General features: G+C 39.9%; 19 protein-coding genes. 17 read left to right on the top strand and 2 right to left on the bottom strand.

Translation table 11 applies throughout. The features are described 5' to 3' along the window. Positions 1 to 175: 175 nt before the first annotated feature. From KH286_RS05270 to yfbR, 3 genes are read left to right on the top strand one after another with little or no spacing between them, the layout of a single operon-like run. Entirely contained in the window at positions 176 to 1105 is a 930-nt protein-coding gene (locus tag KH286_RS05270; protein ID WP_278617719.1) for a mechanosensitive ion channel family protein, read from the top strand. 25 nt (positions 1106 to 1130) lie between these two features. Then, complete coding sequence (locus KH286_RS05265; RefSeq protein WP_105086934.1) at positions 1131 to 1988, top strand: D-alanyl-D-alanine carboxypeptidase family protein; 858 nt, start codon at positions 1131 to 1133, stop codon at positions 1986 to 1988. Between the two features lie 25 nt (positions 1989 to 2013). Continuing rightward, a complete protein-coding gene (gene yfbR, locus KH286_RS05260) occupies positions 2014 to 2604 on the top strand; it encodes a 5'-deoxynucleotidase (RefSeq protein ID WP_039965374.1) in 591 nt (196 codons plus the stop codon). Between the two features lie 195 nt (positions 2605 to 2799). Here the strand turns inward: yfbR and KH286_RS05255 are convergent, their stop codons facing one another. Next, complete coding sequence (locus KH286_RS05255; protein WP_105086936.1) at positions 2800 to 3684, bottom strand: epoxyqueuosine reductase; 885 nt, start codon at positions 3682 to 3684, stop codon at positions 2800 to 2802. Positions 3685 to 3839: 155 nt separating this feature from the next. On the opposite strand from KH286_RS05255, the gene KH286_RS05250 reads away from it, so the two are divergent. The 13 genes from KH286_RS05250 to KH286_RS05190 all read left to right on the top strand — a co-directional run bounded on the left by KH286_RS05250 (position 3840) and on the right by KH286_RS05190 (position 17193). Continuing rightward, the gene (locus tag KH286_RS05250; protein ID WP_278617718.1) at positions 3840 to 4622 is read left to right on the top strand and encodes an FAD binding domain-containing protein; all 783 of its coding nucleotides are present in this window, start codon (positions 3840 to 3842) and stop codon (positions 4620 to 4622) included. Further along, on the top strand, positions 4622 to 5074 hold the full coding sequence (locus KH286_RS05245; RefSeq protein ID WP_004693892.1) for a (2Fe-2S)-binding protein: 453 nt from the start codon (positions 4622 to 4624) through the stop codon (positions 5072 to 5074). The genes KH286_RS05250 and KH286_RS05245 overlap by 1 nt, the downstream gene beginning before the upstream one ends. Further along, positions 5074 to 7371 (top strand): xanthine dehydrogenase family protein molybdopterin-binding subunit, encoded by a 2298-nt coding sequence (locus KH286_RS05240; RefSeq protein WP_060919405.1) that lies wholly within the window; start codon positions 5074 to 5076, stop codon positions 7369 to 7371. The genes KH286_RS05245 and KH286_RS05240 overlap by 1 nt, the downstream gene beginning before the upstream one ends. A gap of 41 nt (positions 7372 to 7412) precedes the next feature. Beyond that, entirely contained in the window at positions 7413 to 8171 is a 759-nt protein-coding gene (gene yqeC / locus KH286_RS05235; RefSeq protein ID WP_060919406.1) for a selenium cofactor biosynthesis protein YqeC, read from the top strand. 6 nt (positions 8172 to 8177) lie between these two features. Next, a complete protein-coding gene (locus tag KH286_RS05230) occupies positions 8178 to 8900 on the top strand; it encodes a nucleotidyltransferase family protein (RefSeq protein WP_278617717.1) in 723 nt (240 codons plus the stop codon). Then, the gene (gene yqeB, locus KH286_RS05225) at positions 8897 to 9709 is read left to right on the top strand and encodes a selenium-dependent molybdenum cofactor biosynthesis protein YqeB (protein ID WP_004693885.1); all 813 of its coding nucleotides are present in this window, start codon (positions 8897 to 8899) and stop codon (positions 9707 to 9709) included. The genes KH286_RS05230 and yqeB overlap by 4 nt, the downstream gene beginning before the upstream one ends. After that, the gene (locus tag KH286_RS05220) at positions 9693 to 10421 is read left to right on the top strand and encodes an XdhC family protein (protein ID WP_004693883.1); all 729 of its coding nucleotides are present in this window, start codon (positions 9693 to 9695) and stop codon (positions 10419 to 10421) included. Before yqeB ends, KH286_RS05220 begins: the two co-directional genes overlap by 17 nt. Beyond that, entirely contained in the window at positions 10411 to 10725 is a 315-nt protein-coding gene (locus KH286_RS05215; RefSeq protein WP_004693881.1) for an XdhC family protein, read from the top strand. The genes KH286_RS05220 and KH286_RS05215 overlap by 11 nt, the downstream gene beginning before the upstream one ends. Before the next feature lie 117 nt (positions 10726 to 10842). Beyond that, the gene (gene cdaA / locus KH286_RS05210) at positions 10843 to 11655 is read left to right on the top strand and encodes a diadenylate cyclase CdaA (RefSeq protein ID WP_004697909.1); all 813 of its coding nucleotides are present in this window, start codon (positions 10843 to 10845) and stop codon (positions 11653 to 11655) included. Then, positions 11652 to 12578, top strand: coding sequence for a CdaR family protein (locus tag KH286_RS05205; protein ID WP_278617716.1), 927 nt, complete (start codon positions 11652 to 11654; stop codon positions 12576 to 12578). The genes cdaA and KH286_RS05205 overlap by 4 nt, the downstream gene beginning before the upstream one ends. A gap of 216 nt (positions 12579 to 12794) precedes the next feature. Then, on the top strand, positions 12795 to 14393 hold the full coding sequence (locus KH286_RS05200; protein WP_278617715.1) for an NAD(P)/FAD-dependent oxidoreductase: 1599 nt from the start codon (positions 12795 to 12797) through the stop codon (positions 14391 to 14393). A gap of 186 nt (positions 14394 to 14579) precedes the next feature. Continuing rightward, positions 14580 to 15932 carry a phosphoglucosamine mutase gene (gene glmM, locus KH286_RS05195; protein WP_008602925.1) on the top strand — a complete coding sequence of 451 codons (1353 nt, stop codon included), beginning with the start codon at positions 14580 to 14582 and terminating at the stop codon, positions 15930 to 15932. Positions 15933 to 16170: 238 nt separating this feature from the next. Further along, positions 16171 to 17193, top strand: a complete 1023-nt coding sequence (locus KH286_RS05190) for a tetratricopeptide repeat protein (protein WP_077708066.1) — start codon at positions 16171 to 16173, stop codon at positions 17191 to 17193. Positions 17194 to 17312: 119 nt separating this feature from the next. Here KH286_RS05190 and KH286_RS05185 read toward each other — a convergent pair whose 3' ends face one another. Next, a complete protein-coding gene (locus KH286_RS05185; RefSeq protein ID WP_118091033.1) occupies positions 17313 to 18833 on the bottom strand; it encodes a hypothetical protein in 1521 nt (506 codons plus the stop codon). A gap of 524 nt (positions 18834 to 19357) precedes the next feature. Here KH286_RS05185 and glmS point away from each other — a divergent pair. Next, complete coding sequence (gene glmS, locus KH286_RS05180) at positions 19358 to 21190, top strand: glutamine--fructose-6-phosphate transaminase (isomerizing) (protein WP_118091032.1); 1833 nt, start codon at positions 19358 to 19360, stop codon at positions 21188 to 21190. Positions 21191 to 21246: the final 56 nt, after the last annotated feature.

Here is a 21246-nt window from a genome sequence, read left to right as displayed (position 1 = left end):
GTAAGTCTCCCTAGTTTTATGATTGTTATATATGGAATATAACGATATAATATCTTTATTATCGTATTGCGAATGCATATGTAAAATTATAGCATATATGTTTACTGTTATTATATTGACATTATGTTGAGACGTATATTTGTTATTGTATAGATTTATATTATGGATGGTTATTATGGCTAATTTCTTAAGTGCTGTTTCTGAATTTCTTTTTAAAGACGCTAATATATTAATTCAAATGAGGGACTGGTTCTTTGCACAAGCTGGAAATATCTTATTAGCGTTAATTTTATTTTGGATAGGGCGATATGCTATTAAATGGGTAAAAGCTTTTGCTGTTCGCATTATGACAAAAGCTTCCTATGACTCAGCAGCGATGAGCTTTATTACTCAAATTATTAATTACGCCTTGCTAGTAGGGTTAGTATTGATTTGCTTAAACCAAATTGGTGTTCCTACAACATCTTTTATAGCTGCTTTTGGTGCTTTTGGTTTAGGTATTAGTCTCTCCTTACAGAATAACCTTTCTAATTTAGCATCTGGTTTATTAATTCTTATCTTCAAGCCTTTTAGAGCGGGTCACGTTATTCAGGTAGGTGATGTAGTCGGCAGTGTTAAATCAATTCAATTTATGTATACAGTTATCACTACTAAAGATCAAAGAAACGTATATATACCCAATTCCCTCCTTACATCTCAAGCTGTAACTAATATAGCCTATACAACTGAAAGGGTTATCCCATTTGTGTTTGATATTGGCTATAATAATGATCATCATGAAGCAATAAAAATCTTAAAAAAAATTTTTGCTGCTGATAAACGTGTCCTCAATCCCAAGAATATGGAAATTGGTATCTCTGAATTTGGAGATAATTCTGTACGCATCGCTGCTTATGCCCGTGTTAAGTCTAAAGACTTCCTAGATGTCCAGTACAGTATCATGTCTGATGTGAAAGATGCCTTTGATAAATACGGTATTGATATTCCATATCCTCAACGTGTGGTATATATCCAAAATGTAGATATATCGACTGGTGAAATTAAAGGGACAAAGAAAAAAGCAACTACTACAAATGTAGCAATAGATGATAGTCTTGAAAGTTAAGATACTGGAAGGTAGAACGAGAGTGATGACACTTTTAACGACGAATATTCATATGTTTTATAAGAAATTGGTATTGGCCATAACTTTTATAGGAATCATATTTATAGGTGCTAGTGTTGCTCAAGCTGCATACATTGCACCTCCTTCTACTGTTGGTGAGGCCGTAGTCCTAATTGATGCAGATACAAAAGAAATTTTATTTGCAAAGAACCCAGATAAGTGGATGCATCCAGCTAGTACTACAAAAATGGTCACCTTGTTAACTGCCTTAGAATTAAAGGGCACACAGCTTGATGAATTAGCTACTATAAGTAGCTATGCAACGAGCATGGAAGAATCAAACCTTGGGGTTCGCGTAGGCGATCAGATTACATTGGAAGGTATTCTTGAAGGTATGATGGTTGCTAGTGGTAATGATGCGGCCGTTGTAGTAGCCGAAAATGTAAGTGGTTCTGTGGATAAATTTGCTAAAGATATGACTCGCATTGCTGCAAAAGCGGGGGCAAAGAATAGTGTGTTCTTGAATCCTCATGGATTAACACAAAAGGGTCACCATTCTACGGCTCGTGATTTAGCGATGATTGCCGCGTACGGTATGAAATACCAAATATTCCGTGACAAGGTTGCCAATGATTACTACAAGGTGCCGTACCAAAACCGTGCACCAGAAACAATTCGTACTACAAACCACTTCATTCGCAACAAATATCCTGGCGCAAATGGTTTGAAAACAGGTTTTACAAATGCAGCAGGAGAATGTTTGATTGCGTCTGCCACACGTAAGGGCCATACTATGATTGTAGTTATGCTTAATGATGATAATCGTTGGGACGAAGCGGTACAATTCCTTGATTATGGCTTTAAACTCCGTGGGGTCATTTAAGGACCTATTGTGTAATGGGGGACATATGAGTTCATTTTTTGCATTCTTAAAACGCATGCGCTTTATCAATCGATGGAGCCTCATGCGAAATACGGAAATAGAAAATATTCAAGAACATAGCCTTGAAGTGGCTATGGTAGCCCACAATTTGGGAGCTATAAAAAATGAATACTTCGGAGGAAATGTAGATATTAATAAGGTAGCTGTCATAGCCATGTATCATGAGGTAAGTGAAATCTTTACAGGAGATATGCCAACACCAATCAAGTATTTTGATCCAAAGTTGCGTGAACTGTATGGTGAGGTTGAAACTTTGGCGCAAGAAAAAATGCTATCAACCTTGCCAGACCGGTTACAATCTGTTTATAAGCCTATACTTGTTGATGCAGAGGCTAGTCCAGAATGGCCTATCGTTAAGGCTGCCGATACAATTTCAGCCTATATGAAATGCGTCAAAGAGCTCAAGGCAGGAAATGATGAGTTTAAAGAGGCACATGACTCTATCTTAGCCAAGTTGAAAACTCTAAATATGCCTGAGGTAGATATGTTTATTGAATTATATATTCCTGCTCTTGGTAAGAGTTTGGATGAGTTGAACTATTACGAAATTAAATAACTACTAAAAGAGACAACTTCTTGAACTGTACCCCAAAAATTGGACACAATTTTGAAGGTATAGTTCATCTGGGCCGTCTCTTTTTGATTCTAACGATTTGTAGATTATGTTGCTAATGCTTTATCAAATTTTTGTTAGTTTGTTTAATAATAATTATTATAAGCGTATTTGTTAATTATTATGCCTTATTGAATATTATAGTTTACTTTTTCTATCTATAATCTCTTGATTTCTCATTAGTATTTTTTTACCTCGCCACGAGAAGGCTCGATGACCGTATTTTGCTTTGAATTCTTTGTTCGTTAGTGTTTCTAGTTCGTCTATATTGATATACGGTTCTATCTGTTGGAATTCTGGGATGGGCGTAGTTGGAATATCTTTGTTGTGAGGACACACCTCTTGGCACACATCACAACCAAATACGAGTGGTGTTTTAGCGAGAATCTGTTCCTCTTCATCGGTAAGTTCTCCTTTTTTCTGAGTTAAGTAGCTTTTACAAGTCGCGAATTTAAATTCGTCATGGCCCAAACATTGGCCTAAGCATGCTGTAATACAACGATTGCATCCTATACAGGACTGCTCAAGAGGGGCATTTGGTTTGAGTTCTAGTGTTGTTAAAATCGTACCAATAACGACATAAGAACCCCATTTAGGGCTGATAAAACAGTTGTTCTTTCCGTAAAAGCCAAGGCCTGCTAAGTAGGCCATATACCGATCTGCTAAAGGAGAGGTGTCGCAATGAATGGAGAACTGAGCCGAGTCATCAATTATTTGTAATCTTTCAATAAGACGTTCTAAATATTCATTAATGACCAGGTGATAATCTGTTGACCATGTATAGCGCGATAGATTGGCATGGCCTTTGTGTTGTACATGGTACGGGAATAGACAAACGATGGCACTTTTTGGTATAAACTGAGTCGTTCCTAGTAGTCTTGCCTCCACATCTGCCGTAGTGAAGGGGCAGGGGTTGCTTTCAAATAAAATAGTTTTGGCCTGTTCAGGTAGTGGCCATGAGGCAATTCCAAATTCATAAATATGTAATTCTTTGCAAATTTCCTGTAAATTTATATCTTTCATCGTAGATTTAGTGGTAAATAATTGGTAAAATAAAAGTATAAGAAATGCACGAGATTCTATAGTTTTTTGTTAAGTTTGTAGTTTGGTGAGAACTGTATTTTTATAGTTAGCACCGTAATTCTGTTAGTATTAGTATACCATTGAGAGGACAGATTATGTTAGCATTTATGAAAGTATTACAACCGAAGACGGTGGAAGAGGCTTATGAATTAGCCACAAAGAACAAAACTGCTCCTATGGTAGCAGGCGGCTGTTGGCTGCGTCTAGGACGACGAACTTGGCCATCAGTGATTGATATGGCGAGTCTTGATTTGCGTTATGTTCGTGAAGAAGATAAGGAGTTTGTAATTGGCGCTATGGCGACACAAGGAGATGTGGAACGCTTTGAGCCTTTACAACAATTCTGCGGCGGTGCCGTAGTTAAAGGCGTTAAGGAGATTCTTGGCGTTCAATTTAGAAATACTGCTACCATGGGCGGTTCTGTAGCAAGTAAGTTTGGCTTCTCTGATATCATCCCTGCGCTATTGGCAGTGCATGCAGACATCGTTACCTTCAAAGGCGGTCGTATGTCCATGCAAGATTATATGGCATATAGAGAACGTGATATTCTCATGGAGATTCGCATCCCTAAAGTAGATGTACCTGTAGCTGTTGAAGCCCTTCGCATTTCTCGTGGTGATTTCCCGTTATTGACAGGTGCTCTTCGCCATGATGAAAAAGGGGTTGAATTGTATATCGGTACAAGACCTGGTGTACCTCAATTAGCTGTTAAAGCAAGTGCCTTGCTTTCAGAAAAAGGATTATCTGCCGCAAAAGAAGCAGGTCAATTGGCATCTGAAGAACTAGTGTATCAATCTAACTCTCATGCGTCCAAAGAATATCGCATGGAAATGGTAAAAGCAATGGTTCAACGCTTAGCTAAGGAGGTGGCACAATAATGGAACTCGTACTTAATATTAATAACAAAAATGTAACTGTTAATGTGCCAACTGATGAGATGTTGCTAGATACATTGCGTAATCTTGGCTATTACAGTGTCCGCTGTGGCTGTGACACCACAAACTGTGGCCTTTGCACTGTATGGGTGGATGACGAAATTATTTTGTCCTGTGCATACCCTACATTTCGTGCGCCAGGCCATAAAATTACTACATTAGAAGGCTTACAAGAGGAAGCTGAATTATTAGCGGCTTGTATCGCAAGTGAGGGCGCAGATCAGTGTGGTTTTTGTACAACTGGCATGATGATGAGTGCTATCAATTTGAAACGCAAAAATCCAAAGGCTAGCGATGATGAGATTCGCGAATACCTCATAGGTAACTTATGTCGCTGTACTGGTTATGAATCACAACTTCGAGGAGTTCGTAAATTCTTAGAAGGAGGCCTATAATGATGAACAAGCATATTGGTAAGTCCTATGACAAAGTTGACTCCAAAGGTATTTTGTCTGGTAAACCGTCTTATACTGGCGATTTTGTTCCCAAAGATGCGCTCGTTATTAAGGCTCTTCGTAGTCCTCATGCTCAGGCGCGCATCAAATCTATTGATACATCTAAAGCCAAATTGATTCCTGGCGTAGAAGCTATTTTTACTTATGAAGATGTGCCTAATACGCGATTCACATTAGCAGGTCAAACATATCCAGAGCCATCCGCTTATGATGCGCTTATTTTGGACCCTGTAGTTCGCTATGTTGGAGACGAAGTAGCTCTCATCGTAGCAAAAGATGAAGCTACAGCGCTCAAAGCAATGCCGCTTATCAAGGTTGAATACGAAGTACAGAAACCTGTACTTGATATGCATACTGCTATCGACCATGAAACTATAGTACATCCTGAAGATGATATTCACAATAATATCCCTGTAGGACAAGATTACAAACGCAATATTTGCGTATCCTATCACAAACGGGTAGGAGATGTGGAGGCAGAACTTGCTAAATGTGATTACGTGGCAGAAGGTACATACTTTGACCAGGCCACACGCCAAACAGCGATGGAACCATTCCAAAGCTTTGGATATATAGATGCGCTTGGTCGTGTAGTTATCGTATCCTCTACGCAAATCGTATTCCATGTACGCCGTCACATCGCTCGTGCACTCGGTATTCCGGCTACAAAAGTCCGTGTTATTAAACCTCGTATCGGCGGCGGTTTCGGCTCTAAACAAACGGCTTGTACAGAAATTATGACGGCCTTTGTAGCGTGGACATTGAAAAAACCTTGTTATCTCTTATACGATCGTACAGAAGCACAAACTTGCTCCACTACACGTCATGCTCGTGAATGGAAAATCCGCGTAGGTGCTACAAAAGATGGTATTATTAAAGTTATTGATATGGACTCCATCACAGCCGCTGGTGCACATGCAACTCATTGCTTCACTACTACAACGGCTGGTGAACATAAATCTGTACCGTTGTACAACAAAGCGACTGCTGTTCATTATGGTACAGAGGGTGTGTATACTAACCAAACTCCTGGTGGTGCTTTCCGTGGATATGGTGCAACAGAAGCATTGTGGCCATTAGAATGTGCAGTAAACCAGTTAGCTGATAAGATGGGGATTGATCCAGCTGAATTACGTCAGAAGAACTTAATAGCGGAAGGTGAACAAAGCTTAGTATATGCTCCAGATGAATATCTTGATTCTGGTCTTTTCCAAGATACCGTAAATCGCGTAAAAGAAATGGCTCGTTGGGATGAACGCCCTCATTCTTGGGATATCGATGAGCGCTATCGCGGTGGACTTGGCATGGCTTTAGCATTACAAGGCTCTGGTGTCGCAAATATCGATGTGGCGTCTGTTGAAATTCGCCTTGGTGACGATGGTAATTATACATTGTATACTGGGTCTTCTGATATGGGCATGGGGTCTAATACCGTATTGACTCAAATGGCCTGTGAAGTAATCGGCTGTCCTATGGAATATATGACTGTTATTGAATCAGATACAGATATCGTACCATTCGATCCAGGGTCCTACGCATCTAGTACAACCTATGTAACAGGTACTGCTGCTAAGATGGCAGCAGAAGAATTGCGCACTAAGATTATTGCTAAATTCGCTCAATTCTTTGAAACCGACGTTGAAAACGTTGACTTTGACGGCGTTGTAGCTACCACAAAAGATGGTGCTAAAACAATGGATATCCATCAATTGGCACCAAAATTATTAGTTGGTGTTAATGCGGAGCAATTGTCTGGTTTTGCTACATGGGGCAGTCATACGTCCCCACCTCCATTTATGGCATCTATTGCTGAGGTGAAGGTAGATAAACAAACAGGTAAGGTTATTCCTCTTCATTTCTATTCTTGTGTTGATTGTGGTACGGTTATCAACCCTAAATTGGCTCGCGTTCAAGTTGAGGGTGGTGTGGTACAAGCTATCGGCATGGCTTTATATGAAGATGTACGCTATTCCAACAATGGTCGTTTGGAAACAAACAATCTTATGACTTATAAAATCCCAACCCGTCAGGATATTGGTGAATTACATACAGACTTTGTAGAATCTTACGAGCCTACAGGTGGTTTCGGAGCAAAATCTATTGGTGAGGTTGTCATCAATACGGGGTGCCCTGCTATTCAACATGCCATTAAAAATGCAGTTGGTGCGGATATTCGTACATTACCTATGACACCTGAGAAGGTATTTATGGCTATGGACGAGAAATATAAAGTATAGAGATTTCTAGTTCTTTTTACTTTCTAAGGAGGCCTGGTTCTATGACATCACAAACATCCTATTGGAATCGATTGATTCAGCCGGGAATCGTTGCCCTTGTTGGGGCAGGCGGTAAAACGACTGTGCTTTCAAAACTAGTAGAATATGGACGGCTGAAAGGTCAGCCCATCGTAGTTACGACTACGACTCGACTTTATGAGTCTCAGGTGGCTCATTATGAACCGATTTATACTCATAATATTAATGAAGCTGATGAGTATTGTACTGACCGACTTTTACATGGCTATTGTGGTGCGTGGTTCGCTGGAATTACAGGAACAAAAGTAGACTCCTTAGATTGTGATCTTATCGATGGTTTATCCAAGTTACATCCCAATTGGCAAATTGTTGTAGAAGCAGATGGGGCGAAGGAAAAATGGCTCAAGGCACCTAAGACGACCGAACCTGTCATTCCATCTCTTACAAAGACTACGATTGGCCTCGTGAATCTACAAATGCTAGGGGCCCCGTTAGATGATGAACACGTACATAATATCGAGCTGGTTCAAGATATTGTAAAACGCGATATGGGGGCTATTGTAACTCCTCGTATGTTGGCTGATCTTGTTTTGCATAGGCAAGGTTTATTCCAATACAGTAAAGGTAAGAAAATACTATTCTGTACTGGTTATGAAACAGTGCAACATCGCATTATCGATGATTTTATTGATCATATTGTTGATAGCGATATTTCGGCTATCATTTTGGCTGATGGATACAAAGCAAGTTGTGAAATCCGTCGCATTATTCAATGTCGGTAGGTACTCATGACTAATGTGAAAGCAAATTGTAACACCGCTTTTAGTCCCATGAGAGACCCCATAGACCATCATCCTTTGCATATTGGCATTGTCCTCCTTGTGGGAGGGCAATCCAAGCGTATGGGATGTAATAAGCAGCTCTTACCCTGGCGTGGCAAGACTGTTCTAGATGCGGTCTGTGGGGCTCTTCAAGGTGGATGGGGTGGACAGGTAGCTTCTACTGTATCGTGTAAGCTACCTTTTGTGGCAGTTACTGGTGATGATCATGAGAAACTAGAACCTATTGTCACAAGCTATGGTTTTGAAGCCATTCGAAATGACCATCCTGAACTAGGGCAAGGAGTATCCATAGCGTTGGGAGTACGTCATTTGATGAATACGTCATCCATACCGCTAGACGGTATTCTCTGTTCAGTAGGAGATCAACCACTTTTGACGAGTGCTGTTGTACACGAGGTCATTCGTGCGTTTAATGAAAACTTTCATCCGAAAATTATCGTCGTTCCACATTATGGGGCAAATTATCACTCGGGAAATCCCGTTCTCTTTGGTTCTCATTGGTTTGATTATTTACAGCAGATTCAAGGGGATCAAGGGGGTAAGACCATTATTCATGGTGATGGTAAAGCCCATGTCGTGAAATTATGGATTAGTGATGATATTGGCGACGATATCGATACACCCGATGATTTTGAGCGTTTGAAACATCGTGAAAGTGAGGCATTATGAAACCATTGGTACTCATGCGTGGAGGCGGAGACATCGCTTCCGGCGCTGTATATAGATTGAGACGGGCGGGCTATCCCGTTGTAATTAGTGAAATAGCGATTCCTACCATGATTCGGCGCGAAGTATGTTACGGTAATGCGGTTCATCGTGGAGAAATGATTTTGGAACGTTTTGTTGCTCGTCATGTGTCTATTGGTGAAGTGAAGGATACATTGGCACAGGAAATCATTCCCGTTGTCACTAGCTCATATGAGGAATTATTGGACACTTTAAAACCAGAGATTGTAGTCGATGCTATTTTGAGTAAAAAGAATCTTGGAACAAAACGAGGTGATGCAGAGCTCGTTATAGGTGTTGGCCCTGGATTTACTGCTGGAGAAGATGTAGATGTGGTCATTGAAACGATGCGTGGTCATTCATTAGGTCGCTGTATCTATGATGGGCCGGCTCAACCTAATACAGGTATCCCTGGAAATGTAGGTGGCTACACTCATGAGCGCGTTATCCATTCTCCAAAGGCTGGACTATTTACAGCAAAACGGCATATTGGCGATTCTGTACAAGCCAATGAGGTGATTGGTTATGTCGATGAAGAACCAGTCCGAGCTAAAATTACAGGCATTCTACGAGGAATTTTAAAAAGTGGGCTCATCGTATCAGATCATTTTAAGTTGGCTGATGTGGATGCTCGTTGTGAAGAGTCTCATTGTTATAGTATTTCAGATAAATCTCTAGCTGTTGGTGGTGGCGTTTTAGAGGCTGTTACTGCTTGGGATTATGAAAGGAATCTAGATGGAAACAATTTATGATGTGATGAAAAATCGTCTACAGGTTACTGAAACTACCGTGATGGTTACAGTTCTATCCGGTCCTCGCCAAGGGGATAAGACTATTTATGCTGAAGATGGAAGTGTTCTATACGGAACTCCTATTGAAGGATTTACTGTAGATAAAGCAAAGCTAAATTCTCTCTGCATGGTAGGCGAAATGGAGTGTTTCGTACAACCTGTAGAAAATGATCCGTCAGTTCTCGTATTAGGTGCAGGTCATGTTAGCCGAGCTATTACTGATTTGCTATTGTTTATTGGCTGTCGTGTTACAGTCGTAGATGACCGTCCAGAATATGTGGTTCCTGAATTCTTTGATGAACGTGTCATACGTAAATGCTTACCTTTAGAAAACTTCAAGAACGATTTACCTCTTGATGAATATACTGGTTTTATCATTGTGACACGTGCTCATGAGTACGATAATATATGCTTAGAACAATTACGAGGGTACTTGCCTACCTATATGGGCGTTATGGGTAGCCAAAAACGCATCCATCACGCCTTTGAAGTGTTGCGTGAGCAGGGATGGACTCAAGATGAGTTAGATATGGTATATGCGCCTATTGGGCTAGATTTAGGAGCTCAAACGCCTGAGGAAATTGCATTATCTATCGTTAGTGAATATTTGGCAGTGGTGCGTGGAAAAAAAGGCGGCTCATTGCGGAAAGGTAGAGTGATCCATGAATCGTGAGTTTATTGAATACCTTAGTGAACGTAAAAACGAAACCTTAGCAGTAGCCACTATTTTATATACCTGTGGATCCACACCTCGTAAAGCTGGTACATCTATGGTTGTATTTCCTGATGGATCTATTTTTGGTACTATCGGCGGCGGACGTGCGGAAAATGAAATCCGCCTAAGTGCGGTGGACTCTTTGAATAAAAAAGAAGCTCACCGTCGTATCGATGTTCATCTCGATGATGACGTAGCTGTTAAAGAAGGCATGGTTTGTGGGGGCCAAATGGATGTTTGGATTGAAACACAAAACATCTAATAAAAATCTCATTCAGCGTTTGTTTATAAATTTACAGTACTCTCAAAATGAGTTAAAATATAAGGTACAGTCAAAGAATTGATTGTACCTTATTATTTTGTATAAGGAGCTATTTTTATGCATATTGACGCACTTATACATACCTTTAGGCTTCTTGATATCGTTGATATCATAATCGTTGCTATTGGTATTTACTATTTATATAAATTGCTTAAAGATACACGGGCCGTTTCTCTTTTAAAAGGTCTCGTTATGTTGGCAATTTTAAATTTATTAAGTCATCTGTTAAATCTATACGTTATCAACTGGATTTTGCAACAAAGTATGACCGTTCTTCTCTTTGCGTTACCCGTTGTATTCCAACCAGAATTGCGTCGTGCTCTAGAACAATTGGGGCGTGGACGAATCTTCAGCAAGGCACAAAATGTAAACGAAGAAGAAATGGATATGGCCATTAATGAAGTGATGGCTGCGGCTCGCGTTATGTCTCGTGAACATACTGGGGCACTTATCGTTTTTGAACGTGAAGTAGGTCTTAATGACTTTGTAGATACTGGTATTCTTATCGATGCTGTATTGAGTCGCGAGTTGATTAAAAATATCTTTGTTCCTAGTACACCGCTTCATGATGGGGCCTTGATTATTCGTGATGGGCGAATCCGTGCAGCGGGCTGCTTGTTGCCGTTGACTGAGGACCGCACATTGAGTACTGAACTAGGTACACGTCACCGTGCAGCTATTGGCTTGTCTGAGCAAACTGACGCTGTTGTAGTCGTTGTCAGTGAGGAAACAGGGACCATTTCTTATACATATGGCGGTCATATTTATCGCCATTTACCAGAGGATCAAATTAAAGAGGCATTGCGCACCTTTATGGAACGCCCTCGTCAAACCATTACTAGTATGTGGAAATGGAGGGCAAATAAATGATGATTCATTTGAAACGCAATTGGCCTGCTAAATTATTATCCTTGCTAGCGGCTATCGTCATGTGGTTCTTTATTATGCGCGATCAGAACCCTGTGATGGAAGTAACCTATACAATACCTGTTCAGGTTCAAAATCTCAATTCTGGCTATATCATAGAAGATGCACCAGATGTGGTCCGTGTTGTTCTGGCTGGTCCACGTGATACCATTATGTCTATGAAATCAGATAATTTACGGGCTTATATTGATGCATCTGGTGTAAAACCAGGTCAAAATAATGTAACTATTAATTTTACGCCTCCGGCAGGGATGAATCTTGTGGAGGTTAAACCAGATAACATCATCATCAATGTTGATGAATATGCAGAGAAAACGATTCCTGTTGAAATAGTTCCAATCGGCAAGTTCTCTGATGATATTGCTTTGAAATCGGTAACGATTGTGCCGAAAGAGGTAACTGTTTCTGGTCGTAAGCAACAAGTTAATGCAGTGAGCAAGGTTGTGATGAAAGTCAATGTGGCTGGTCAAACGAAGAATTTTAGCGCTGTTAGTACTTTAGAAGCTTGGGATACGGTAGGTAATGTACTGGATGTACATATTAATCCAAACCAAGGCCAAGCACAATACGAACTCAACTTATTACGTAAAGAAAAGGCGGTTCCTATTACTGTTCCGACTGTTGGTACAGTAGCAGAAGGTTATGAAGTTAAATCCACGTCTGCTACACCAACGCAACTAACAGTTACAGGTCGTGAAGAAATGATTGATTCCGTTACAGAAATACAAACGGAACCTATCGATGTATCGGGTGCTACTGAAACTGTACAGGGTAACTATAATTTAGTATTACCGAATGGAGTTAATAGCAATACCACAACGGTACGGGTGAAAGTAGAAATACAAAAGAAAGTACTTAATGGATGATAAGTTTTTTGTGAGGCTTTGAAATCTTGCGACAAAGACCCTAATAGAGTGAATATTTCTCTATTAGGGCCTTTTTATGATTTATATATTAGCTTTTATAGTAGTGTTGTATAATAAAGATGTATGACTATTTTCTTACTGGTCAAGTGGTAAAGAATTTTGGTCAAAGATTAAAGAAGTAGGCTCACCTAAAAGGGAGGCTTTAATAGGAAAGATATGATTAGAATAATAAATCTCCGCGTGGCTGTTATGGTTAAGTCGGATATCAAAAGTATTGTAGAAAAGAAATATCCCCCGTTACGTGGTGCTATCGAAACGATTCATGTTGTTCGACGTGCCGTAGATGCCCGTAAGAAGCCAAACATTGTTTTTGTATATACCCTATTCATTGAGGTTCATAATGAAGCTCAAGTCATGAAAAAGCTTGGTAAAGAAAAGGATATATCTGTATTTGCTGCAGAAGATCCAGAACCTATTGTTTTTGGGTCCGTACCATTAGCTCATCGTCCTGTAGTTATGGGCTTTGGCCCTGCGGGGATGCTGGCAGCCTTTTACTTAGCTCGTGAAGGATATCGCCCAATCGTGCTTGAACGCGGTCAAGATGTAGATACACGTAGTCATGATGTAGAAACATTTTGGAAAAAGGGCATATTTAAACCTGAATCCAACGTACAATTTGGGGAAGGCGGCGCAGGAACTTTTTCCGATGGTAAGTTGACAACTCGTATTACCCATCCGCGTTTACATGAAATATCTAAATACTTTGTAGAGTTCGGTGCGCCTGAAGAAATCTTATATAAACATAAACCTCATGTAGGTACTGATAAATTGCGTACCATGGTAAAAGCCATGCGTGAGCGCATCATCGAATGGGGCGGTGAAGTCCGCTTTGGTTCTAAGGTAACGGATTTATTTATTGAAAATGACCGTATCGTAGGCGTTGAAGTTAATGGTAGTGAGCGTATTGATACGACTGTTGTTTTGTCTGGCGTAGGCCATAGTGCACGTGACACATATGAAATGCTCTATAAACGCAATGTGGAAATGATGGCAAAACCATTTGCTATCGGTGTTCGTATTGAGCATGATCAGTCTGTAATTGATGAGTCTCAATATGGTGTAGAACCATCTAGTTTGGGCCTCGGTGCAGCAGAATATTCTCTCGTATACCACGATAAAGAATCAGGCCGTACTGCATATAGCTTCTGTATGTGCCCAGGAGGTCAAGTAGTAGCATCTGCCTCTGAAGATGGTGGAGTTGTTGTAAATGGCATGAGTTTATACGCTCGGGATAGCGGTGTTGCTAATAGTGCTATCGTAGTCAACGTAGGTCCAGATGACTTTGGTACTCATCCATTAGATGGCGTCGCATTTCAACGAGAATGGGAACGCAAGGCCTATGAGTTGGGCGGTTCTAACTTCCATGCGCCTGCACAAACTGTAGGACAGTTTTTAGGACTTTCACAAGCACCTAGCGTACAAAATAGTATATATAGCTACGAGCCAGGTGTTGTAAATTGCGATTTACATGATTGCTTGCCATCATTCGTCACATCCGTATTAGAGCGGGCCTTGCCATACTGGGGGCGTCGCATCCGAGGGTTTGATGATCCTGCGGTGTGTATGACAGGCGTTGAAACGCGTACCTCTGCGCCGCTTCGTATGGGACGCAATGAAGAACGCATTTCTCCTACTGTAGGAGGTTTTTATCCTATGGGTGAGGGGGCTGGCTATGCAGGGGGAATTATGAGTGCTGCCCTTGATGGTGCGGAAACGGCCATTTTATGTATGGTAAAATACGCAAAACCTAATTAGTGGGGAATTATACTGATGAATTGAATTACAGTATAGATTCATACTATTTATGTAATATAGATGTGACTTTATAGTAGGTATGCTTTCTATATTATGATATAATACACAACAGTAATTATTGAAAAGATACACACGGTAGATATATAGACTTGTGAAACTTTCACAAATCCTTAGAGGAGGATAATTATGGCTCGTTTATTTGGTACAGATGGTGTACGTGGTGTTGTTAATGAGTTTTTAACGCCGGAATTAGCCTATCATTTAGGTCGTGCGGCAGGAACGCATTTTGGTAAGAAAAAGGATCACCCTACGTTCTTGATTGGTCGCGATACGCGAATTTCTGGTTCTATGCTTGAAAGTGCATTAGCGGCGGGCATTTGCTCTGTTGGTGGTAATGTAGTAATTGCAGGCGTTATCCCAACACCAGCAGTAGCGTACCTTGTACGGCAACAAGGTTTTGATGCGGGTGCTGTTATTTCTGCATCCCACAACCCATATCCAGATAATGGCATTAAATTCTTTGATGGTAATGGCTATAAATTACCTGATGAAGTGGAAGATGAATTGGAAAAATATGTTCGTCAAAGTGCAGATAATGAATTGGCACGTCCTACAGGTGATGGTATTGGTAAAATTGAGTTCAATAGTAACTTGGCTCATTTATATGCTCATTTTGTACGTCACACAATCGATACGTCCCTTGAAGGGTTGACTATCGTTTATGATGGTGCCAATGGCGCAGCTTCCAGTGTAGGTCCGGAAATTTTGTCTGGACTAGGGGCTAAAGTCATCAATATTAACGTGAATCCAGATGGTTTGAATATCAATCATCATTGTGGTTCCACACATATTGAAGGCTTACAAGTAGCCGTACAACAACATAATGCAGACCTTGGTATTGCTAATGATGGCGATGCTGACCGCTGTTTATTGGTTGATGAAAAAGGTCAAGTCCTCGATGGTGATCAAATCATGTTGCTATGCGCCCTTAAGTTGAAAGAAGAAGGAAAACTTAAAGGTGATACCATAGTTGGTACCGTTATGAGTAATATTGGATTCCATAAAGCAGCAGAAGAACTTGGTATGAAAACAGTTTCCACTGCTGTTGGTGATCGATATGTATTGGAATACATGCGTGAACATAATCTTTCCGTTGGTGGTGAACAATCTGGTCACGTAATCTTTTTAGATCACAATACCACGGGTGACGGCATGTTAACAGCTGTTCAAGTGGCAGCTCTTATGAAGGAGAAAAAGCAACCTCTTTCTGAATTGGCCGGCATTATGACAAAATACCCACAAGTTCTTGTAAATGTTCGTGTAGCTACAAAAACTGGCTGGGAAGACAATGACCTCATCAAAGCTGCTATCGTAACAGCTGAAGGAGAACTTGGTGACGAAGGTCGCGTCTTGGTACGTGCATCCGGGACAGAACCACTCATTCGTGTCATGGCTGAAGGTCCTAATCAAGAAGAACTACAATCCCTGTGCCAAGAAATTGCTGATATTATCGGTAGAGAACAAGGGTTGGCTGAATAACTCTTGATGAGTAGTTTAATACTATTTTATTCCGTTTGGTTCCATTCTACAATTTATATCAAAGGTATACCCTCCTATATATGTCCCTTTGCTCCGTCCTACGTAAAGTCACTGCAGGAACATATATAGGAGGGTATTTATTTTATATTTATTTAGGATGGTTACCGAATGGAACCATCACTATATGTTATTATAGCTATATAGTTTAAGTCTTATTGGTAAATAGTTAAGGTGTCGTATGAAGATTGTAAATCAACGGGAACTTGGAAATCTCCTTAATGAGTGTCCAAATAGTGTAAATTCTGCTTGTGAGCTTGCATATGCTGAGTCACAATCAAGGAGAGAAAGAAATTCACAGCTTATATTAGAGGCCTTCTTAGAAAAATATAGAGATAAATTGAGTGATGTTGAAAAAGCTAAAGTTTATACCAATCTAGCTTTTTATTATAGCGATGAGGAGAATATAAAAGAATATAACTATCTATCTGCAGCTGTAAAATTAAAGTCTCCATATATAGAGACTTACAGAGGGTTGGCTTTATATCATTTTTCAGCTTATAGAGAGAAGGGTTCTGTAGAGGAATTAAAGAAAAGTTTACATACCTTTGAAAAGGGAACAACAGTATCCGATGATTATGAAATGAACTTTGGCTATGCAGTGTGTTTGTTTGAGCTTAAGGAATATGAGAAAGCAAAGACTACTTTTGAAGAGTTATTAAAAGACTACCCAAATAGAATGCGATTATTACTCTCTATTGCTTATTGTGATGTGTATTTGGGCTATAAAGATCAAGCGATGAATCGTTTAAAACAAATTAAGCTTGGTCAGGATGAACAATATAAAGACAAATATTATGATTCTGACATTATTCATGATTTTCAAGTATATGAAGCTTATTATGTATTAGGTGAGTATACCTTATTTCTAGAGGAATGTGAAAAGGCAAAAGTAGATTGTATTGTTTCTGGACCTCCGTATTACTTTGCTCTTTGGCTTAATAATCAGCATGATTATTTTAAGAAAGAAATTGCTGAAAAGAGAGAAGAACTAATATTGTCTCTTGAGGAAACAAAAGTAGATGAAGATTTCTCTAATGAAGAAGAAAAACAAAACTGTATAAAAAGTTGGGAAGAGGATATTGAAGATTTAGATATATTGGTGTATAAGATTAAAAATGAAAATTTTATACCTATAATTGAATTGCAACTATGGCCAGAATATGGATGCTATTTGATAGACCGTTTAACTCATAACTTATAATACGCTAACTTCATAGTGATAGGGCTAAAGAATATTTATATAGTTGAAGTTTTATAGTTTTGATTGAAAAAGAATAGCACTACTTTGGATTGGAATAATTCAAAGTAGTGCTTTTATTATTATTTTTCAGCCACAACGAGTTTATATCCATTTGAGTGAATGTTACTGCCTGTGGTATCTTCGTTGTTCAAGGATTTTACATAGCTGTCGCCAGTGAGTATCCAATTGGAGTCTTTGCTGAGTTTCACAGTTACTTCTTTAGCCGTGTTGTCTGTGTTTACAGCACCTACAAGACTAGATCCATTTGTCATGTCTAGAGCGATGGTACTGATTGAATCAGCCATAATATTACCACTTAGTTCTTGGTTAGATGTGCGGAGTGTAAGATGACCGCCGTTCTCACCAGTTTTTCCCCAACGGGAGTCGGCAGCTGCTTTCACTAAGGTAGAAGTGTTCGGCATAGAGATGGCATTGTTAGAAAGGTCTACTTCAGCAGTAGTGTTGTTTACATAGAGGAACGCACCTGTAGCGTGAGTTGTAAGTGTATTATTCTCTGCTTTCAGGCGAGCAATACCGTTTTCAGCATCACCAGAGAAGCTTTGATATAGCATGAAACCATTATCTTTGTAGCCTGTTACATTGGAGTTCGTAAGGGTAATAGAATTTTTACCTTCTACGACGCCAATTTCACTGTTATTCGCTATGCCGTTGACATTGTTCACTATAATATTACCCGTGGAGTAGATAACAGGACTGCCTTCGCCAGATGTCGTAAGTTTGGCTGCTTCTGTGGTGATAGTGCCTTCTCCGCGATCTGTAGCAAGTGTAGCAGAGTGAGCCCCTTCAGTGGTGATAGTTAGGTTTTTGCCATTTACCGTACCTTTGTAAGTAGCATCTAAACCACGAGAGGAATCGCTTTTGGTGTGAATATTAGTATTTTCTACGTTGATAACAGAACCTTCACCAGTGGCAAAGACTGCGTTAGAGCCTTTAGAATTAGATGTAATATTACTGCCTTTAATATTGATTTGGCTCCCCTCGATACCGAGGACTACTGCATTTTGACCACGGAAATTGCTGTTGTCATCGCTTGTAGTGTCGCCTGTTTTATCGAAAACGCTATTTTCAATATCAATTACCGCTTTATTTTTACCGATGAAAGCATTCTGATCGGCCGTTGTGTTTGTCATCGATTCGTGAGCAATGGATTTGTTTTCTGTAGCGATAGTTGTGCCTTTAAAAGTACTAGGATCTACTTCAACTTGTGGTGCCATTCCATTAGGGGCTCCATTCTGCATAGCTGTTGGAGGCATACCGTTAGGAGTGCCAGAAGGAGGATTCCCATTTGGAGGTATTTGGTTAGACGTGCCTGTAGGGACATGACCGGCAGGTGGTTTGCCGTGAGGTGCACCGGTTGGAGGTGTGCTTCCTTGTGCAGATGGTACTGTTTTAGTTTGTTCTGTTGTGGTTACAACTGCTACGTTGGTATTAGTTTGAGTCTCTGCAGCTAATGTTGGGATAACTGCTAATGTCGATAAAGCGGCACCAAGGACTGCAGGTAACACCCAACGACGTAATTTTCTATATGATAAGCTATTCTTTTTAGTTTTATGTTGTTTCTTTATAGTTGTTTTATTCATGATTAATATCTCCCAAATTATATACATACATTTTGAAAATACAACAAAATCTAATTGCGTAAAATTTAGAATGATAGAAGTATAATTTCTTACAATGAAAAGGATGTGAAGCATAGAAACAATCTTTTTTATTCCTTTTGACTTATCTGTGGTGGTTTACTTTTTATCGATTTTTCTAGTATAATATACCTCAGTACATATTTTATTTTGTACTGATTCTGCCGTATATCATAGAAAGGAATTCCAAATTCGTAAAGGCGAATAGCGCAAGTACCCGCGAAGGCAGTCGTTAGGGTAGACGAGGTGAAGAGTGATCGAGTCATCAGCGGATGCTCTTCCGGCATATTCATGTCGTAACAGGTATTAAAAAGCCCATCGGTAACGATGGGGACAAAGTATATCTGAATGAATTGTATTGAACTAATATTTAATACATTAAATAGAATATTAATCTAGAATATTAATTAGTTAGCCTTAGTTTTTGCTGGGGCTAGAAATACCCCCAGTTATAGGAGGATATACGTATGTGCGGTATCGTAGGATACATTGGCTTTAATCAAGCATCTGATTTCTTGTTGGACGGTATGGCAAAGTTAGAATACCGTGGTTATGACTCTGCAGGTATTGCTGTTATCGGCCCTGAAAATGTTATTAAAATTCAAAAGAAGGTTGGCCGTCTTGCTAATCTTGAGGCAGTTGTGAAAGCAGATCCTAATGAAGGAACTGTAGGCATTGGTCATACACGTTGGGCTACACACGGTCGTCCATCCGACATGAACGCCCACCCTCATGCATCTGAAGATGGTAAATTTGCTGTTGTACACAACGGCATTATTGAAAACTACATGCCTTTAAAAGAAGAGCTTATTGCAAAAGGGTACCATTTCAAATCTGAAACTGATACAGAAGTTGTAGCTCATTTGTTAGAGGATATGTACGATGGCGATTTCGTGGGCACAGTACGCCGCATGCTAGCTCGTGTTGATGGTGCGTATGCTCTTGAAATCATCTGCTCCGATGAGCCAGATAAAATCATTTGTACTAAAAAAGAAAACCCATTGGTTATCGGCCTTGGCAAAGGTGAAAACTTTGTAGCATCCGATATTCCAGCTATCATTAACTACACACGTGATACATACATCTTGAGCGATGGTGAATTAGCTATCGTAACTCGCGATAATGTATCCGTATTCGACCGTGAAGGTAACCCTGTTGATAAAGAGGTATTCCATGTAAATTGGAACGCTGAAGCAGCAGAAAAAGGTGGTTATGAGCATTTCATGTTGAAAGAGATTCATGATCAACCTAAAGCTGTTCGCGATACATTCGGTACACATATCTCTGAAGATGGTAAAACAGCAATCTTTGATGAGCTAAATTGGACTGCTGAAGATGTAGCAGCTTTCAATAAAATTCTCATCGTTGCATGCGGCACTGCATACCATGCAGGTCTTGTAACAAAACAATATATTGAAAACTTGGCGCGTATTCCAGTTGATGTGGAAATAGCATCTGAATACCGTTACAGCAACCCATTGACTGATGATAAAACATTATGTATCGTTATTAGTCAATCTGGTGAAACATCCGATACATTGGCGGCTTTGAAAGAGGCTAAACGCCTTGGTGCCAAATCATTGGCCATTACCAATGTTGTTGGTTCCAGCATTTCTCGTGAAGCAGATAACAAAGTTTACACATGGGCTGGCCCTGAAATTTCTGTAGCGTCCACAAAAGCGTACACTACTCAATTAGTAGCGGGCTTGTTATTCGCCGTATACCTAGGTCAATTAAATGGTAAATTAAATCCAGCCTTAGCCGAAGAAATTCTTAGCGGCGTTAAAAACCTACCATCCTTGATTCATGAAATCTTTGAAGTAGACGAAGATATGAAAGCCTTTGCTAAACATTATGGCTTCAAATCTGATGCATTCTTCTTGGGCCGTGCTATCGACTATGCAGTAGCGATGGAAGGTGCTTTGAAGTTGAAAGAAATTTCTTACATCCACGCTGAAGCATATGCTGGTGGCGAATTGAAACATGGTACATTGGCTCTTATCGAAGAGGGCGTACCTGTTATCGCATTGGCTACACAAGAGGATGTGTACGATAAGATGATCAGCAACATCCGAGAGGTAAAAGCTCGTGAAGCTATTGTAATCGGTATTGGCATGAAAGGTGACGAAGAATTATCTAAACACGTAGACCACACAATTTATGTGCCTCGTGCGAATAAATTTATCGCTCCAATCTTAGCGGTTGTACCATTGCAACTATTGGCGTATTATGCAGCAATTACACGCGGTGCAGACGTAGATAAACCACGTAATTTGGCTAAATCTGTAACCGTAGAATAATATATAACCAACAGTGTCAAAGCACTGTTGGTTTATTTCAATATAGGGAGACTATT

Source organism: Veillonella parvula (assembly GCF_018378075.1).
Classification (GTDB): Bacteria; Bacillota; Negativicutes; order Veillonellales; family Veillonellaceae; genus Veillonella; species Veillonella parvula_K.
The sequence above is the reverse complement of the archived record's forward strand: the minus strand, read 5'-3'. Positions and strand labels throughout refer to the sequence as shown.

Excerpts from the sequence above, each read along its gene's own strand:
- KH286_RS05220 (WP_004693883.1), top strand. The coding sequence starts at position 9,693 with ATGGAAACAATTTATGATGTGATGAAAAATCGTCTACAGGTTACTGAA.
- KH286_RS05255 (WP_105086936.1), bottom strand. The coding sequence starts at position 3,684 with ATGAAAGATATAAATTTACAGGAAATTTGCAAAGAATTACATATTTAT.
- yqeB (WP_004693885.1), top strand. The coding sequence starts at position 8,897 with ATGAAACCATTGGTACTCATGCGTGGAGGCGGAGACATCGCTTCCGGC.
- yqeC (WP_060919406.1), top strand. The coding sequence starts at position 7,413 with ATGACATCACAAACATCCTATTGGAATCGATTGATTCAGCCGGGAATC.
- KH286_RS05245 (WP_004693892.1), top strand. The coding sequence starts at position 4,622 with ATGGAACTCGTACTTAATATTAATAACAAAAATGTAACTGTTAATGTG.
- KH286_RS05185 (WP_118091033.1), bottom strand. The coding sequence starts at position 18,833 with ATGAATAAAACAACTATAAAGAAACAACATAAAACTAAAAAGAATAGC.
- glmM (WP_008602925.1), top strand. The coding sequence starts at position 14,580 with ATGGCTCGTTTATTTGGTACAGATGGTGTACGTGGTGTTGTTAATGAG.
- KH286_RS05240 (WP_060919405.1), top strand. The coding sequence starts at position 5,074 with ATGATGAACAAGCATATTGGTAAGTCCTATGACAAAGTTGACTCCAAA.
- KH286_RS05200 (WP_278617715.1), top strand. The coding sequence starts at position 12,795 with ATGATTAGAATAATAAATCTCCGCGTGGCTGTTATGGTTAAGTCGGAT.
- yfbR (WP_039965374.1), top strand. The coding sequence starts at position 2,014 with ATGAGTTCATTTTTTGCATTCTTAAAACGCATGCGCTTTATCAATCGA.
- cdaA (WP_004697909.1), top strand. The coding sequence starts at position 10,843 with ATGCATATTGACGCACTTATACATACCTTTAGGCTTCTTGATATCGTT.
- KH286_RS05190 (WP_077708066.1), top strand. The coding sequence starts at position 16,171 with ATGAAGATTGTAAATCAACGGGAACTTGGAAATCTCCTTAATGAGTGT.
- KH286_RS05215 (WP_004693881.1), top strand. The coding sequence starts at position 10,411 with ATGAATCGTGAGTTTATTGAATACCTTAGTGAACGTAAAAACGAAACC.
- KH286_RS05205 (WP_278617716.1), top strand. The coding sequence starts at position 11,652 with ATGATGATTCATTTGAAACGCAATTGGCCTGCTAAATTATTATCCTTG.
- KH286_RS05265 (WP_105086934.1), top strand. The coding sequence starts at position 1,131 with ATGACACTTTTAACGACGAATATTCATATGTTTTATAAGAAATTGGTA.
- glmS (WP_118091032.1), top strand. The coding sequence starts at position 19,358 with ATGTGCGGTATCGTAGGATACATTGGCTTTAATCAAGCATCTGATTTC.
- KH286_RS05250 (WP_278617718.1), top strand. The coding sequence starts at position 3,840 with ATGTTAGCATTTATGAAAGTATTACAACCGAAGACGGTGGAAGAGGCT.
- KH286_RS05230 (WP_278617717.1), top strand. The coding sequence starts at position 8,178 with ATGACTAATGTGAAAGCAAATTGTAACACCGCTTTTAGTCCCATGAGA.
- KH286_RS05270 (WP_278617719.1), top strand. The coding sequence starts at position 176 with ATGGCTAATTTCTTAAGTGCTGTTTCTGAATTTCTTTTTAAAGACGCT.